General features: G+C 53.2%; 16 protein-coding genes. 6 read left to right on the top strand and 10 right to left on the bottom strand.

Annotated features, from left to right (window positions below):
* Positions 1-14: 14 nt before the first annotated feature.
* A complete protein-coding gene (locus tag ACT3RP_RS05435) occupies positions 15-371 on the bottom strand; it encodes a RidA family protein (protein ID WP_441669875.1) in 357 nt (118 codons plus the stop codon).
* Positions 372-439: 68 nt separating this feature from the next.
* A complete protein-coding gene (locus tag ACT3RP_RS05430) occupies positions 440-928 on the bottom strand; it encodes an Lrp/AsnC family transcriptional regulator (RefSeq protein ID WP_096282301.1) in 489 nt (162 codons plus the stop codon).
* A gap of 240 nt (positions 929-1,168) precedes the next feature.
* On the opposite strand from ACT3RP_RS05430, the gene ACT3RP_RS05425 reads away from it, so the two are divergent.
* The 4 genes from ACT3RP_RS05425 (at position 1,169) to ACT3RP_RS05410 (ending at position 4,720) form a co-directional block, all read left to right on the top strand.
* The gene (locus ACT3RP_RS05425; RefSeq protein WP_096278461.1) at positions 1,169-2,860 is read left to right on the top strand and encodes a 2-isopropylmalate synthase; all 1,692 of its coding nucleotides are present in this window, start codon (positions 1,169-1,171) and stop codon (positions 2,858-2,860) included.
* Positions 2,861-2,973: 113 nt separating this feature from the next.
* A complete protein-coding gene (gene crcB / locus ACT3RP_RS05420) occupies positions 2,974-3,366 on the top strand; it encodes a fluoride efflux transporter CrcB (protein WP_096278458.1) in 393 nt (130 codons plus the stop codon).
* Positions 3,363-3,761 (top strand): fluoride efflux transporter FluC, encoded by a 399-nt coding sequence (locus ACT3RP_RS05415; protein ID WP_096278456.1) that lies wholly within the window; start codon positions 3,363-3,365, stop codon positions 3,759-3,761. The genes crcB and ACT3RP_RS05415 overlap by 4 nt, the downstream gene beginning before the upstream one ends.
* Positions 3,761-4,720, top strand: a complete 960-nt coding sequence (locus tag ACT3RP_RS05410; protein WP_483393411.1) for an arsenic resistance protein — start codon at positions 3,761-3,763, stop codon at positions 4,718-4,720. Before ACT3RP_RS05415 ends, ACT3RP_RS05410 begins: the two co-directional genes overlap by 1 nt.
* A gap of 53 nt (positions 4,721-4,773) precedes the next feature.
* Here the strand turns inward: ACT3RP_RS05410 and ACT3RP_RS05405 are convergent, their stop codons facing one another.
* From ACT3RP_RS05405 to ACT3RP_RS05395, 3 genes are all read right to left on the bottom strand, one after another.
* On the bottom strand, positions 4,774-5,631 hold the full coding sequence (locus tag ACT3RP_RS05405) for a universal stress protein (RefSeq protein ID WP_441684279.1): 858 nt from the start codon (positions 5,629-5,631) through the stop codon (positions 4,774-4,776).
* A gap of 18 nt (positions 5,632-5,649) precedes the next feature.
* The gene (locus ACT3RP_RS05400) at positions 5,650-7,140 is read right to left on the bottom strand and encodes a SulP family inorganic anion transporter (RefSeq protein ID WP_483393410.1); all 1,491 of its coding nucleotides are present in this window, start codon (positions 7,138-7,140) and stop codon (positions 5,650-5,652) included.
* A gap of 465 nt (positions 7,141-7,605) precedes the next feature.
* Positions 7,606-9,753: a heavy metal translocating P-type ATPase gene (locus tag ACT3RP_RS05395; RefSeq protein ID WP_483393409.1), complete on the bottom strand. Its 2,148-nt coding sequence runs from the start codon at positions 9,751-9,753 to the stop codon at positions 7,606-7,608.
* A gap of 65 nt (positions 9,754-9,818) precedes the next feature.
* On the opposite strand from ACT3RP_RS05395, the gene ACT3RP_RS05390 reads away from it, so the two are divergent.
* Positions 9,819-10,298, top strand: a complete 480-nt coding sequence (locus ACT3RP_RS05390) for a MerR family transcriptional regulator (RefSeq protein ID WP_096278445.1) — start codon at positions 9,819-9,821, stop codon at positions 10,296-10,298.
* Between the two features lie 7 nt (positions 10,299-10,305).
* Here the strand turns inward: ACT3RP_RS05390 and ACT3RP_RS05385 are convergent, their stop codons facing one another.
* From ACT3RP_RS05385 to ACT3RP_RS05375, 3 genes are all read right to left on the bottom strand, one after another.
* On the bottom strand, positions 10,306-11,082 hold the full coding sequence (locus ACT3RP_RS05385; protein ID WP_441684281.1) for a ZIP family metal transporter: 777 nt from the start codon (positions 11,080-11,082) through the stop codon (positions 10,306-10,308).
* A 104-nt stretch (positions 11,083-11,186) separates the two neighbouring features.
* Positions 11,187-11,837 (bottom strand): peroxiredoxin, encoded by a 651-nt coding sequence (locus tag ACT3RP_RS05380; protein ID WP_483393408.1) that lies wholly within the window; start codon positions 11,835-11,837, stop codon positions 11,187-11,189.
* 240 nt (positions 11,838-12,077) lie between these two features.
* Positions 12,078-13,106, bottom strand: coding sequence for a CNNM domain-containing protein (locus tag ACT3RP_RS05375; protein ID WP_096278439.1), 1,029 nt, complete (start codon positions 13,104-13,106; stop codon positions 12,078-12,080).
* A 232-nt stretch (positions 13,107-13,338) separates the two neighbouring features.
* Here ACT3RP_RS05375 and ACT3RP_RS05370 point away from each other — a divergent pair, with 232 nt between their 5' ends.
* On the top strand, positions 13,339-13,671 hold the full coding sequence (locus tag ACT3RP_RS05370; protein ID WP_318781522.1) for a type IIL restriction-modification enzyme MmeI: 333 nt from the start codon (positions 13,339-13,341) through the stop codon (positions 13,669-13,671).
* A 49-nt stretch (positions 13,672-13,720) separates the two neighbouring features.
* Here the strand turns inward: ACT3RP_RS05370 and ACT3RP_RS05365 are convergent, their stop codons facing one another.
* Both ACT3RP_RS05365 and ACT3RP_RS05360 read right to left on the bottom strand, forming a co-directional pair.
* On the bottom strand, positions 13,721-14,959 hold the full coding sequence (locus ACT3RP_RS05365) for a Zn-dependent hydrolase (RefSeq protein WP_483393407.1): 1,239 nt from the start codon (positions 14,957-14,959) through the stop codon (positions 13,721-13,723).
* The gene (locus ACT3RP_RS05360) at positions 14,959-16,146 is read right to left on the bottom strand and encodes a hypothetical protein (protein ID WP_096278435.1); all 1,188 of its coding nucleotides are present in this window, start codon (positions 16,144-16,146) and stop codon (positions 14,959-14,961) included. Before ACT3RP_RS05360 ends, ACT3RP_RS05365 begins: the two co-directional genes overlap by 1 nt.
* Positions 16,147-16,175 lie beyond the last annotated feature (29 nt).

Genomic DNA, 16,175 nt, shown 5'->3' with positions numbered 1-16,175 from the left:
AGCGGTGGCCGTTATCAGCTCACAGCGACGGTAACGGTAATTTCAACTTTCAGCTCATCGGCCGGCATCGGTGCACACACGCAAGTGCGGGCCGGTGCGTAACCTTCTGGCACCCAGGCATCCCACACGTCGTTCATGGCGGCAAAGTCACTGCCCTCTTTTAGATAAATGGTGGCGCTCAGCAGCTGCTCACGGCTGCTCTTAATCTCTTTCAACAGTGCGTCTACACGCGCCAGCATGCTTTCTGTTTGGGCCGTAATATCGCCATTGCGAACCTCGGGGCCACATACTTGGCCACACAGATATGCAACACCCTGGTGAATAACGGCACGGCTCATGCGGGCTTTCGTATCGTGACGCTGAATAGTCATAGTGCAAACTCCTAACCGGTTGAAAAAAATCAGTTTAAACCGATGCGCTTGTCATTGACCATGGTTTATTACCCAAGATGGTCCGTCGGCACCGGCCGATGCTCAAAGACACGTCGCAGCACAAAGCTGGTATGCGCGCCCGTCACGCCCTCAATACGGTTAATCACGTGCAGCAGCAGGTGCTGATAATCGTCCATATCGCGCACTAATAACTTGAGCTGAAAGTCAGCGGCTTGACCGGTAATGATCAAACATTCAATGACGTTAGGAACCTCACGGATGTGGCGTTCGAAGTTATCAAAGCGTTCAGGCGTGTGTTGGTCCATGGAAATATGTAAGAGCGCCATTAGCTGGTAGCCAAGCTGACGCGCATCGACTTCTGCGCGATACTGGCGTATCAAACCGTTTTCTTCCAGCGCACGCACCCGGCGTAAACAGGGCGAGGGCGAAAGTCCGATACGATCGGCTAATTCCTGATTACTGATACGCCCCTCCTGCTGAACAATATTTAATATATGTCGGTCAAAACGATCCAGAGCAAGCGGCGTCACGGCCATAACCAGCATCTCCTGCCAAATAAGCATTATTTAAAGATATAAGCTGCCAATTATCCTCTCTACGTACACATCTTCGCAACAAACTATCGGCGCAGATCATTTACACTGTGTATGCTGCCAAAAGCAGTCACGACGTCAGTGCGGCTTTTCAGTACCCCCGTGATGCTTAGCACTGATGAACAACGGCTTACGTTACCCGCAGCCGATATCCATTTAACGGTTACTTTCAGGAAGATCACTATGTCTGCTTTCGATCATCGCAAATATCGCCCTGCCCCCCGCGTTCCCGCCTTCAATCGCCAATGGCCAGATCGTGATCTTGACCATGCGCCGATTTGGGTGAGTGAAGATCTACGCGACGGGAACCAGGCGCTGCTTGAACCGATGACCGTTGAGCAGAAGCAACGCCTCTGGCACCAGATCGTAAAAGTAGGCATCAAAGAGGTCATGGTAGGTTTTCCTTCGGCTAGCCAGCCCGACTACGACTTCGTGCGCTGGCTAATCGATGAAGACCAAATTCCTGACGATGTCACTATTGCGGTACTGGTTCAGTGTCGTGAACACTTAATTGAAAAGACGTTTGCTTCACTGGTGGGCGCAAAACGCGCCATTGTTCACCTGTATAATTCGACCTCGACTATTCAGCGCGAACGCGTATTTGAAATGGATCGCGCGGGCATTGTCGATATCGCCGTTCAGGGAGCTACGTGGGTTAAAACCTATGCCGATCGCTACCCTGATATTCAGTGGTGTTTTGAATATACCCCGGAAAGCTTCTCCAGCACTGAGATCGATTTCTCGCTGGCGATCTGCGAAGCGGTAATGGATGTATGGCAGCCAACGCCTGATAACAAGTGCATTCTCAATCTTCCCACCACGGTGGAGGTGGCGGGCCCTCATCACCATGCCGATCAGATTGAGTATTTCTGCCAGAACATCAGTCGTCGCGACAGCGTGATCATATCTGTACATACCCACAATGACCGCGGCGGTGCAGCGGCCTCCGCCGAGCTCGCCCTGCTAGCCGGTGCTGAACGTGTAGAAGGCACGCTGTTGGGTAACGGCGAGCGCACGGGCAACATGGATATCGTCACGCTGGCGATGAACCTTTACAGCCAGGGCATTGACCCCGAGCTTGACTTGTCTAACCCTGATGAAATCATTCAGGTAGTCAACGAATGTACGGGCATTGCGATACACCCACGCCACCCCTGGGTGGGTGAGATGGTTTACACCGCCTTTTCAGGCAGTCATCAGGATGCGATCCGCAAATCCTTAAAGCACCAAAAGCCCGACGAGCCGTGGCAAGTGGCCTACCTGCCCATCGACCCCCACGACATTGGCCGCGATTATCAGGCGGTCATTCGCGTCAACAGCCAGTCAGGTAAAGGCGGCATGGCGTTCCTGCTTGAGCGCGATTATGGCATTAACCTGCCACGCTGGATGATGTTGGCCTTGGCTCCCTATGTGCAGCAGGAAAGTGAACAGCGCGCCAGTGAGCTATCAAGCGCCATGATTCGCCAAGTAATGTTCAATCAATTCACCCAGGAAGCGCCGCTCTCGCTGGGCGATTATCGCCTTTCTAAAGGCCAACAAGAAGGCATTGAAGTCACGCTGCGCGAGGGTGACAAGCCGCTACGCCTTTCTGGCAAAGGCAATGGTGCCATGTCGGCCTTCACCGATGCGTGGCAAACCCACTCGGGTAGCAGCGTGAGTATTCTTGATTACAGCGAACACTCGCTGGGCGCCAGCAGTGAGGCTAACGCCATTGCCTTTGTACAACTGAATATCGATGGTCAGCGGGTCTGCGCCGTTGCCGAAGATAGCGATACGGTCAGCGCCTCGCTGAAAGCACTGATTTCAGGTATCAATCTAGCGGCTAATCCAGCCAATACGGCCGCCTCTCATAAAGCTGAGCGTGAATTGGCTTAGTTATTTTTCACCTGCAGGCGTTAGCGCCATGCTCTATATCAGCCGTTGCATATATAGCGGTATGCGCATGCTAAACTTAGCCATCTAACAGTTTAGGTGGCTAAGGAGGCAGTATGGGGCAGGCAATCGTAAACATGCTGCTGGTGGCACTGGGCGGTGCCGTTGGCGGCATGGGGCGTTTTGCTATTTCCAGCTTTCTCGCTAAGCATTTAGGCAGCGCTTTTCCATGGGGCACACTGGCCGTCAATCTGAGTGGCTCAATCGCCGCTGGCTGGCTACTCGGCACGCTTGGCTTGCCGGACGCTGCAGCCGACAACTCGCTATGGCTGGTCGTCGTGGTCGGCGTACTGGGCGGCTATACCACGGTATCCTCTTTTAGTCTGCAAACGCTTGAGCTTTGGCAGCGCGGCAACGTAGCTCAAGCCGCCGTTAATATTGTGGCTACAGTGCTACTGGGGTTAGTCGGGGTGTACGTCGGCTGGCAGCTAGCCGGAGGCAGCATATGAATGCCATGCTGATGTGCTATTTAGCGGTTGGGCTAGGCTGTGGCCTTGGCTGTGCGTTGCGCTACGCTGTTTCACTCAGCGCGCTGGCCACCTTGGGCAGTTACTTTCCGCTGGGTACACTGGTGGTTAATGTTGCGGGTTCTTGGTTAATCGGCTGGCTGGCAGCGACCGCTACTCGGCGTTCACATGGACGTATTGCACGCTGGCAACCCTTTCTTATTGCGGGTTTTTGCGGCGGATTCACAACCTTTTCACTGTTCAGTTTGGAAACCCTTCATCTTATCCAAACACACCATGTTACGTTGGCCTTGCTTTATGTAGCGGTGAGCGTTCCGCTTTGGCTCGGGGCGGCGCTACTGGGCGAGCGTATGGCATCACAAGGGCGCCGCTCGTAATGCGCGACCAGATGGAAAGGCACCAGTCCTGGCTATATCTGTTATTTATTGGCTTAGGATTAGCACTTGGCATCGCCACGCCAAACACGGCCAGGCCCCTTGAGCCACTGCTGTGGCCCTTGCTGGGAACACTGCTTTACGCCACCTTCACGCAAATCCCGCTGCTGCACATTTCCCGCAGTATAAAAGATAAGCGCTTTATGACAGCGCTGATGATCGGTAATTTTGTTGCTATTCCCGCTTTTTTAGCCCTTATCGTGATGTGGATTCCGCTCTCTCCCGCCGTGCTGGCGGGCATGCTGCTGGTGCTACTGGTGCCCTGCACCGATTGGTTTATTACCTTCACACATATAGGCAAGGGCGATACCGCTAAAGCGGTCGCCGCCACGCCGCTGTTGCTGCTGGTGCAAATGATCGCATTGCCTGCGTATCTGTGGCTTTTTTTAGGCCGTGAGTGGTTCCAGCTAGCACTTTCTAAACCGCTGCTCAGTGCCTTTTTCGGTCTTATCCTCCTACCGTTAGTGCTAGCCTGGCTAACCGGGCATATCTCCCAGCGCCACCCTATCGCCAAACGTGCCGTTCAATATCTTGGGCTGCTGCCGGTGCCGCTTCTGGCGCTCGTGGTGTTTATTATCGCGGCCTCGCAGATTAATACGGTGATTGGACTAAGCTCAGTGCTATTGCAGGTTGTGTTTATTTTTATAGGCTTTTTAACCTTTGCGGCACTGCTGGGTAAAGGGCTTGGCCGCCTATTTAGACTGCCAATCGCGAGCGCCAGAACGCTGGTCTTTAGCTTCGGTACGCGCAACTCTTTTGTCATGCTACCTATCGCGCTGTCGCTGCCTAATGCTTGGCAGGCCGCGGTCGTGGTAATTGTATTTCAATCGTTGGTAGAACTGTTTGGCATGGTGGCCTACCTACGCTGGGTGCCTAGTAAACTGTTGCCGGACACCAAATAGCGGGCATAAAAAAACCAGCCAACGCATACGAAGGCCGGCTTAAAAAGAATGCTTTAACGCAGTATTAAAATGGGAATGCGGCTGCCACGCAGCATGGCCGTTGTGGTGCTGCCTATCAACAAATGTCGAAGGCGTGAATGGCCGTAGGCGCCCATGACGAGCAGATCAATGCCGTGCTCTTTTTCATAGCCCTGCAGGGTTTTATTCACTTCACCCGGGCGGATCGCCCCTTGCGCTTCATGGCCCGCGTCACGCAGCGTAGCCTGCGCCCAGGTTAACTGAGCGCGATTTTCTGCGGTGTCTGCGCCAACAATCAAAATATGGCAGGCAATGCCGTTAAATAGCGGACTTTTCGCCAGCATCTCGATACCCTTACGAGCCGTTTTGCTGCCGTCAAACGCCATCAATATCTTTTCGGGCCGCTGATAGGTTTTCGGCACCATCAGAATTGGTCGGTGCATTTCACGCACTACTTGCTCCAGATTAGCGCCTAAGTGCCCGCTCGCAGAATGGCCCGCTGCGCCGCATTTACCTATCACGAGTAGGCGCATCTCTTGTTCCAGGCCGACGAGAGTGTCGACCAGCGTACCGTTCAACTGCCGAGTAACGGGCTCCGCCGCGCCACCGTCAATCGCCCGCGCTTTGGCGCTCGCTAACATTTGTTGACCCAGCTCACGATTCACTTTAGCGCGCTGCTCATCAACCGCCGAAAGCTCTTCCAGCAATCGCTCGCGGTCGCCAAGATGTAAATTACCTGAGAAATCCTTGCTGCCGGTCACCGGGGAATGATTGTCGACTACGTGTAGCAGGTTCAAAGGCGATGCCAGCGCTTGGCTCGCCCAAACGGCATAGTCGCAAACGCCCTCGGAAAACGACGAGCCGTCAATGGCGGCCATTACTTGATCAGTCATTGTGTTCTCCCTGTTGGCTTAGTGGCCGCCCATCAGCTGCTCAACGGCTACCGGATCGTTGTGAATAGCATAGCGGTCAACGACGGTTGCACTTGCTTCAGACAACCCAACAAGCGCGACGTCTGTACCCTCTCGGCGAAACTTAATGACAACCCGATCAAGCGCCTGCACAGCGGTCACATCCCAAAAATGCGCTCTAGAAAGATCAATCGTAACGCTATCAATGCTTTCCTTGAGATCGAATGCATTTGTAAAACGCTCTGAAGAAGCAAAGAACACCTGGCCCACGACCTGATACTCGCGCGACCTGCCGACCTTCGTTTCTTTGGAACCGACATACAGAATATTGCCGACTTTATTAGCAAAGAACAGCGCAGCCAGCAGTACGCCCACAAATACGCCGATAGCTAGATTATGCGTACTGACCGTAACGGCAACGGTCGCCAGCATAACGATATTGGTGCTTATCGGATTCTTGCTAAGATCGCGAATCGATTCCCAGCTAAAGGTTCCGATAGAGACCATAATCATGACCGCGACTAACGCGGCCATGGGAATTTGCGAGACCCAGTCGGCTAGAAATACCACCATCATTAACAGCACAACGCCAGCAATCAGCGTAGACAGCCGAGTCCGACCGCCGGATTTAATGTTAATCACCGACTGACCAATCATCGCACAGCCGGCCATTCCGCCCATCAAGCCGGCACCAATATTGGCTAGCCCTTGCCCCTTACACTCGCGATTTTTATTACTTGGCGTATCGGTCAAATCATCGACAATAGTGGCGGTCATCATCGACTCCAATAAGCCCACCACGCTCAGCATTAGCGCGTAAGGTAAAATAATCCACAGCGTGTCTAGCGTTAGCGGCACGTCTGGCCACAGGAATATGGGCAAGGTGTCCGGCAGTTCACCCATATCACCAACGCTGCGAATATCCATGCCAGTCAGCATATAAACGATGGTAAGTACCACAATACATACCAGCGGAGACGGGATTGCTTTGCCGATCATCGGCAAGTAAGGGAACAGATAGATAATGCCCAAGCCCGCGGCAGTCATGACGTAGACATGCCACGTCACGTTAGTCAGCTCAGGCAGCTGCGCCATAAAAATGAGAATGGCCAGCGCGTTGACGAACCCGGTGACCACCGAGCGCGATACAAAGCGCATTAGATCGGCAAGCTTTAGGTAGCCTGCCACAATTTGCAGCACGCCGGTTAGCAGCGTTGCCGCCAGCAGATATTCAAGCCCATGCTCTTTCACCAGCGTTACCATTAAAAGCGCCATGGCGCCGGTAGCCGCTGAAATCATCCCCGGCCGACCGCCGGCAAATGCAATCACCACCGCGATACAGAAAGAAGCGTAAAGACCCACTTTAGGATCGACGCCGGCAATAATGGAAAAAGCAATTGCCTCAGGAATAAGCGCGAGAGCGACCACGATGCCCGAAAGCGTGTCGCCTTTGATATTGGAAAACCATTCTTGCTTACGAAAAAGAGCCATGGGAGTCCACCGTTGAAATACTAGATAAGCCGATCCGCTGGCCGAAGTGACGCCGCAATATGCGCACAACAAACGTCGCTCGCTGGGGTTACAACGTCATTAACGACGGAATCGAATACTGAAACCCGCCCATTAGGCGGAAAAAAAACAATAGCTTGCCGCAACGCCGTAACAGCAAGATTTGCCGGGGCGTATCGCATGGGGAGGGAAACCTAGGGCGGAGTCATCAGCCCTGATGTAGGTAGCGCCAATACTATCTTTAGGCGGGTCATGTTTGAGCGGGTCATTACCGTTATGCCTGGCTGCTAAGAAAACGCCTATCCCCTGTCCATGGTACTTGTGGGTGCCTGTGGATAGACCGCGAAATCTTACCAGCAATTCCCACTCACTGCACCCAAGGCAAACATTGGCGAGCAAGCAGCGCCACCGACTTCCTCGCCCAAGCGCTAGTGGAGTATGTTAGCGCTAGCTAATGTCGTTAAAACGATAACGCAATAAGTACAGCGCGTTGAGCGTAACCAGAACAGTTGCCCCGGTGTCAGCCATAACGGCAATCCACATACCGGTGATACCCAGCGCGGTAGAGACTAGAAAAAATGCTTTAAAACCCAGTGCTAGCACCACATTGGTTTTGACATTACGCATGGTCGCCCGTGAGAGTGAGATCATTTCAGCAATCCCTCTTACACGGTTTTTAAGCAGCGCCGCATCGGCGGTTTCAAGCGCCACATCGGTGCCACTGCCCATGGCAATGCCCACCTCAGCCGCGGCGAGCGCCGGCGCATCGTTAATACCATCGCCTACTTTACCGACCGGCCCCAGCCCTTGGGCCTGCCACTGACGCACTCGCTGAGCCTTATCTTCAGGCATCAGCTCGCCTTCGGCCTCAATTCCCAGCTGCTCACCGATGGCGGCCACCGTGCGGGCATTGTCACCACTGAGCATAACGACAGACACGCCCAGGCGCTCTAACGCTTGAAGGCCGCTGCGTGCATCTTCGCGAGGCTCGTCACGCAAGGCGATTAAGCCTAAGGGCTGCTCATTCTCCAGCAGTACGGCAAGACTTTTGCCCTGGGTTTCCAGCGCCTCAATACGCGCATCCCAACCACTGGGGCGGGCAGCAAAGCGCTGCAGATAGCGCGGGCTAACCAGCATTAATTCTCGCCCTTCTACCTGCCCGGCAACGCCCTGCCCTGATAGGGCATGCCCCGCCTGAACTGCGGGCACCTGTACACCTTGATGCCGAGCATAGTTACCAATCGCAACGGCGAGCGGATGGCTCGACCCTTGCTCAAGCGCGGCGGCTAGGCGTAGAACATCGGCACCACTACTGTCAGCCTCAAGCCCTTCCACATCCGTGACAGTGGGCATTCCTGCGGTAAGCGTGCCGGTTTTATCCAACGCCACCCGCTTGAGCTTGCCTAGCTGTTCCAGTACCGCGCCGCCTTTCATTAGTAGGCCGTTTCTTGCGCCCACCGACAGCCCCGCAGCAATCGCCGCAGGCGTCGAAATCACCAGCGCGCACGGGCAAGCTATTAGCAGCAGGGCTAGCGCACGATAAATAGACTCTGACCAGAGCATCGACGAGACAAGCGGCGGCACAATCGCAACCAGCAGCGCCACGGCAACGACAGCGGGCATATAGAAAAAGGCAAAGCGATCAATAAAGCGCGCGACCGGCGCTTTAGCCGCCTGAGCTTCTTCCACTAGCTTAATCACGCGGGCGATAGTGTTATTTTCAGCGCTGCGGGTTACCTCAACTTCTAGCACGCCATCAAGGTTTACGGTGCCGGCAAACACTGACTCGCCCTGCTCCCGCTCTCGCGGCATCGACTCTCCATTCACCGGCGACTCATCGATATGCGAACGGCCATCGACAATTGTTCCATCGCAGGGCAGCCGGTCGCCAGGGCGGACTTGCACCCGCTGGCCGGGCACAAGAGAGGCAGCGGAGACCTCACGCGCTTCACCTTGCTCTAATAGGCGCGCGGTAGAAGGGGTCAGCTTTGAGAGCGCAGAAATACTGCGCCGCGCCTGGGCAGCGGCAACACCCTCCAGCATCTCGCCCACCGCAAACAAAAACACCACTACTGCGGCTTCGGCGGCGGCGTTGATCGCCAATGCCCCCAGCGCGGCAATGCTCATTAGCATTTCAATAGTGAAAGGATTGCCTAATCTGAGCGCTTGCCACGCGCGCTGCACAATCGGCACAAGGCCAACAACGGTCGCGGCGACAAAGGGCCATGTGCCTAAATCAGGCCACACAAACTTCAGCACCCAAGCCAGCGTCAGCAAGGCACCACTAACGATCACTAAACGCCCTTTGGGCGACTGCCACCAAGGAGTAGCTTCCCCAGCGTCATGAGCCGCACTCGTTTCGTCAATAATGCGGTAGCCCAAGGCCGTAATCGTAGACTCAATCTCTTGGCGCAATAAAACGTCGCCGTCTTGAGCGGTCAACTGAACCGATCCCGCCACGGCGCTCGCTGAGACCGACTCAACGTAACGTAAGCGCTTTAACGCTGACTCCACTTTACGCTCGCAGCCACCGCAGTCCATGCCTTGCACGCGTAAGGTGAACGGTTGATTTTTAGCTAGTGGAATGTCGCTCATCGCATGGTGCTCCAGATTCGTCTATCTTAAGAGCTTAATACCTATAGCGACTAGAGGGTCAAGCAATGGCAGATCAAAATCCACCACCAGCGAATGCAGAGCAATATATTGGTATTGGTGAGCTGGCACGCCAGTCAGGCTGTAAGCCCGAAACGGTGCGCTATTACGAAGGTATCGGGCTGCTGCCTTCAGCGCCTCGTAATGAAGGCAATCAGCGCCGCTATACAGCCACCGCCATCCGCCGGCTGACGTTCATTCGTCACGCCCGTGACTTTGGTTTTTCAGTTGAGGCGGTACGCGAGTTATTACAAATGGCAGACCACCCCACGATGCCATGCGAAGAAGTGGACACCCTGGCAAAGCGCCACTTAGCCGAGGTTGAGGCGCGGCTCGCGAGACTGACCGCGGTACGCGATGAGCTCACTCGCATGATTCATCAGTGCGAAGGAGGCAATATTGGCCATTGCCATATTATTGATGTACTCAGCGACCACCGCCTATGCCACCAAGCGGGACCACACGGCGGTGCCGATGTTTTACGCTAACGCTTAACTAGCCCAGCCATACATCCAAAAACAGCATAATGACGAGGCCCATTGCCAATCCAAAGGTGGCTTTTTTCTGATGGCCGCAACGGTGCGTTTCAGGAATGATTTCATGGCTGATGACGTACAGCATAGCGCCGGCGGCAAACGCTAGGCCCCAGGGCAGCAGAATTTGAGAAACGCTGATGATACTCGCGCCGAAAAGGCCGCCAATGGGCTCGATTAGACCGGTCAGCGCGGCAATCGACCAGGAGCGCCACTTCGAGTAACCCTCCCCCATTAAGGCAACCGCGACGGCAAGGCCTTCCGGCATATTTTGGAGCCCAATACCGATGGCCAGCGGCATACCGCCTTCCAGCCCATTAGCACCAAAACCAACCCCTACCGCCATACCTTCTGGCAAGTTGTGGATAGTAATAGCGAATACAAACAGCCAGACCCGGCGCAGCGATGCAGCTTCTGGCCCTTCTCGACCTTGGGCAAAATGCTCGTGAGGTAAATGCTCGTTCAGCAGCGCGATAGCGCCCATACCGAGCAAGATAGCAATACAGACAATCGCCGCCGGCACCGGGCCGCCGGAGTAGTAGATCTCGGCAGCATCCAGTGCGGGAATAATCAGCGAAAAGAACGACGCCGCCAGCATAACCCCGGCGGCAAAGCCCAACGCCAGGTCACGAAAGCCGCGACTAGGCGTTTTGCCAAGCAACACCGGTAGTGCCCCTACGGCGGTTAAAAGGCCGGCGACTAAACTACCTAAAAATCCTAACAACAACGTATTTTCCATGGACAGCACAAGCCCGGTGAGCGATCAATAAAGAAGTAGACGCGCACAATACGTTGTCGTTTAACGCAGTACCACCGTTATAGTTAACACAGCGCCACAACTCGTTAGCGCAGAGTAGTCTTACGCAAATACGGCAGCACGGCACTAAACTCACCAAACTTCTGCTTGGCATCTTCATCCGAAACGCTCGGCGGAATAATGACATCTTGGCCCACGGTCCAATCGGCTGGCGTAGCAACACCGTGTTTAGCTGTGGCCTGCAATGCATCTAGCGCACGCAGAATTTCTGCGAAGTTACGCCCCACTGACATCGGATAAGTCATTGACAGCTTTAGCTGCTTATCCGGACCAATGATAAATACTGAGCGCACCGTGGCGCTATCTGCTGGCGTACGGCCATCGGGCAAATAGGCTTCTGCGGGCAGCATATCGAACAGTTTGGAAACATTTAGGCTGTCGTCAGCGATGATCGGAAAACCGACTTTACTGCCGCTGTAGGTCTCAATATCTGTCGCCCAACGCTTATGATCTTCAACGCCATCCACCGAGACACCGATTACTTTCGTAGCGCGCTTTTCCCACTCAGCGCTTAGCTGCGCAACGGCGCCAAACTCGGTGGTGCACACTGGCGTAAAATCTTTAGGGTGTGAAAACAAGATCGCCCAGCTGTCGCCAATCCACTCATGGAAGCTGATCGGGCCTTGGCTAGAGTCCGCTTTAAAATCCGGGACAACTGCATTGATACGTAATGACATGCGCTACTCCTTAGTAGACATTTAGCTTAGGGGTATTTAGCACCTTAATTCTTTATAGATCTTTCAACACACCTAATATAGAACATTTAGCGCTAAGACAGTCAATATCTTTACAGGGTTCCTGATGTTTTCGACTAGCGCGCATACCTCGGCTCTCAATCACCGTATCCAGCATAGAAAAACGGTGCTCGAAAGCACCGTCATTACAAACACCACACATGTAACCGTCTGTTTATTTGGTTATTTTTTACTTTTATCTTCAGTTTTAATGCGCTTTAACCAGCGCTGTTTGGCATACTGGCGCAGGTTATCGACGTGGTCGGTCTCATCCACAATGTCCCGGCCGAGGATCGTTTCAATAATATCCTCTAAGGTAATCAAACCGACAAAGGTGCCGTGCTCATCGTAAACCACGCGCATGTGCAGGTGATCTTTCAACATCGATGTAAATACTTGCTCTACATTCTGCGATACATCCACGCTGCCAATCGGGTGCATCAGTTCGCGCATGGTTTTAGTGTCATCGGCATGGTACATGTCTGATTTATGCACATAGCCAAAGGCCTGCTCGCCGTTATCCATCACCGGGAAGCGGGTAAACGGCGCTTTACCATACTGCTCGTCAAACACTTCAACCGTCATGTTCGGCAGCACCGTTTGACACACCGTGCGCGGGGTCATGGCGTTGTTTACAACAATATCGTGCAAGTTAAGCACATTAATAATGGTGCGCGACTCGTCCGCATCCAGAACATTTTCTTCAAGACCTACCCGAGCCAGCACTTTAATTTCATCGCGCAGATCAACGTCGTGCTCTGACTTACCTAGCCGGCGCGTAATCTGCTCCGACATCCATATAAAGGGTAGCAAGCAGAGAATCATCGGCTTCAAAAAGCGCGGCAGAAAAGGCGATAAACCACGCCAGTAAGTCGCGCCAATAGTCTTCGGAATGATCTCCGAAAGCACCAAAATCAGCATCGTCATCACCGCAGACACCAGGGCGATTGAGGCTTCACCGAACACCACCGCGGCCTGGGCACCCACCGCCGTTGCGCCAACGGTATGGGCAATCGTGTTGAGCGTCAAAATAGCCGCCAGTGGCCGGTCAATATTCGTTTTTAGCTTCGTCAGCGAGGCGTGTAATTTCGGATTATCTTCTTTTAGCTTAGCGATATGGCTAGGCGTAATAGAGAGTAGCGCTGCTTCAAGGATGGAACATAGAAAAGAGAGAGCAATCGAAAGCGTGGCAATCGAGATCAGGAGGAACATGGGGGCCTAAAGCAAGGGGTTGTCTGGCGTTTATAAGACCAACATATTAGGAAGTCAACGATTATTTAGCGAGGCTCTGAAATGCTCAGGCCATCCCGTCATTTTCATTAAACATGCTAACATCTAACCCTGCTTAACTCGGCCCCATACCCCTGCCTCAAAGGAACCCCGTTGATGCTTGAAGCGCCAGCCCCATTGCCAGCAATGATGTCGTTAATGTGTTTATTGAGCGCTGGCAGCACACCATCGGGACCGAAAAGCTAACTATCAGCTATTTCTTGCACAGCTTTGCACACTGCTTGAGCTGCCCACGCCCGAGCCCGCCTGCAAAGACAACAGTGAGAACGCCTACACCTTTGAGCGCCGGGTGGATATTCAAAACCCCGATGGCAGCGAAAACCGCGGTATTATTGATTTATATAAACGCGGCGCCTTTGTGCTGGAAGCCAAGCAAACCGGCAAAGGGCTTGAAACCAAAGGGTGGGATAAAGCCATGCAGGCGGCCTACAACCAAGCCGACCAGTACGTGCGCGCCCTACCCGCTAAAGAAGGCCGCCCCGCCTAGATAGCCAACATATTTCTATTATCTCGCAATTTAAAGTGATGCATATTTTTCACTCAGAAAGAGCTTTGGCGGTTCGAAAAATCACCTCAATCCCCTTCGCAAGCTTATCGTAGTCGGTCCATTCCTCAGGCGCATGAGAGATGCCATCGCGGCTCGGAACGAAGATCAATCCCGTCTGCGTGATCTTCGACAAGATCATAGCGTCATGCCCTGCACCACTGGGCATCCAACGCCACTTTATTCCACTAGCATCGGCATCTTTAGTGAACTGTTTCTGAATCTCTTCGGCCATTGGCGTGGACGGAATGGTTATCTTCTCGTTGATCACGAATATAAGACCGCTATCAGAAAGTTGCTTCAACTCTGTGCGAAGCTTGTCCTTGATCTCGGCAACGTTTTCCGCCTGCGGAGACCGGATATCGACGCTGAAAGTGACACTGTTAGGAATGACATTCGCACCACCTGGTTGAGCCACTATACGCCCGACAGTGCCGACAGCTGCTTGATCAACCTCTGCAACGATACCAGGAACCCGAGCGATAACAGTTGCTGCCCCGACCATCGCATCTTTTCGGGCATTCATGGGAGTTGTTCCCGCATGGCCCGCCGCGCCGGTCACGGTCACCTCTATCTGCGACAGCGAGACAACCTCTGTGACGATGCCAATGTCTTCCTGATTTTGCTCAAGAACCGGCCCCTGCTCGATATGCAGCTCCAGAAAGGCGTGAAGGGAACCTGCGGAAAGCACCACCTCACCAGACCTTGAAGGATCTAACCCAAAGTCCGACATCGCCTGCGCGACGGAGATTCCATTTTGATCTTTCAGTTCATGCAATTCCTGCTGTTTGACCTGCCCCGTCAGAAGCCGAGACCCCAACAGTCCGCTACCGAAACGGCCACCTTCCTCCTCAATCATCGCAATAATTTCGACAGGCCGTTCAGGTTTTATGCCAAGTTCTTGAAAAACAAAAGCGGTCTCAAGTCCGGCGACCACCCCAGCCGGGCCATCAAAGCTACCGCCGTTCGGAACAGAATCGAAGTGCGACCCCACTAACACAGGCGGAAGATCTGGTTTTTTACCTTCAATCCGTCCAAAAATATTTCCAACGGCATCTTCTCTCGTCTTAAGCCCTGCCTCTTTCATTTTACTCAGTAGATAATCGCGGACATCCCTATGCTCTGCACTGTAGGTAAGTCGAGTAGTTCCCTTACCAGGTATCGAGGTGAATTGCGCTATACATTCGATCATATCCTGGACTCGGGATTCATTAATGTGCTGCTGTGTCATTAGATCAATCCTGTGAAAATACCTGCTATAACAACGGACACCATAGTCACCGTAACGAATCCGGCGACCAGCATAGAAGGCATCATATGTGCAGAAAGTGCTGCGCGCTCCTTCTCATCGTCGGTAAGTGTGTTGACTACTTCATTAGTAATAACGTAGTCCGCGGGGAACCCATAAAGCGCTGTCAGTGAGCAGGCAAAGGCCATAGCTGGCGTCATCCCAAAAATTTTGCCCGCAATGTATGAAAAAATATACATGCCAACGATGCCGATAATAATCGCCCCAAACATGGGCCCTGCGAGATCAAGCAACATTTCAGGTGTTGCCCGATTAAGGCCACCGAAAATAAACAGCATCAACACCATGATGATAAAGCCGAAAGAGTTTGCCGACTGCAGAGGCTGGCGTTCGAGAAAGCCAAATGAAGATGCGAGTACGCCACCAATCAGACAAAGTACAAAGGGGCTGATATCGAAAAAAGGTTGAAGCAGTTGAGCTACACCCCACGCCAGAAAGGCAACAACCCCTAGCCGGAAAAGCTTGAAGTAAACCGTGTTATAAGCAGGCGGCAGCTTTTGAAAGAGGCGCGGCATCGGATTTTCATTCGATGTCGAACTGGTTGCAGCATCATTGACTGTCCATTGACCGGCGCGATAAAGGCTGAGAACGCGACGCCCTTCTCGTTGTAGCATCATCGACGTTAGAGGATAGCCGATGAACCCCTGCATCACGTATATCAGGATAGCAAGCACCGCAAGGCTTTCGAGACCGGCCTCAGAAGCCGCCTGCGACATGATCAGTGAGGACACAATGCCGCCGGTTAGTGGAGGAGTTGCTACAATTACTGTTTGGTAATCAAGGAAAAGCCGTCCCACAGTGAATAGAATTGCTGCTATGCCGGCGATACCGGAAAGCGCAATGACGACCGTTCGCCACTGGCGCTTCAATTCATCGATCGACAGCAACGTTCCCATATTGGTAATTAGCAGATATATAGCGAGATAAACTACGGGTGTTGGAATGCCCGCAATCTCAACTATATTTTCGGGAAAAAAAGTCCAATAACCGATCAAAAATAAGACGGCGCATACAAAAACGGAAGGCAGCTTGGATTTGGTACGTAAAGCGACAACATCGCCAATGTAAAGAATGAACACAAGTATTGCGAAGGCTGCTAGTTGTGGCATGAGAACCCCTCCTCTCGGTTTGAACGCAG

Source organism: Halomonas sp. AOP5-B2-8, assembly GCF_052376475.1.
Classification (GTDB): Bacteria; Pseudomonadota; Gammaproteobacteria; order Pseudomonadales; family Halomonadaceae; genus Vreelandella; species Vreelandella casei.
The sequence above is the reverse complement of the archived record's forward strand: the minus strand, read 5'-3'. Positions and strand labels throughout refer to the sequence as shown.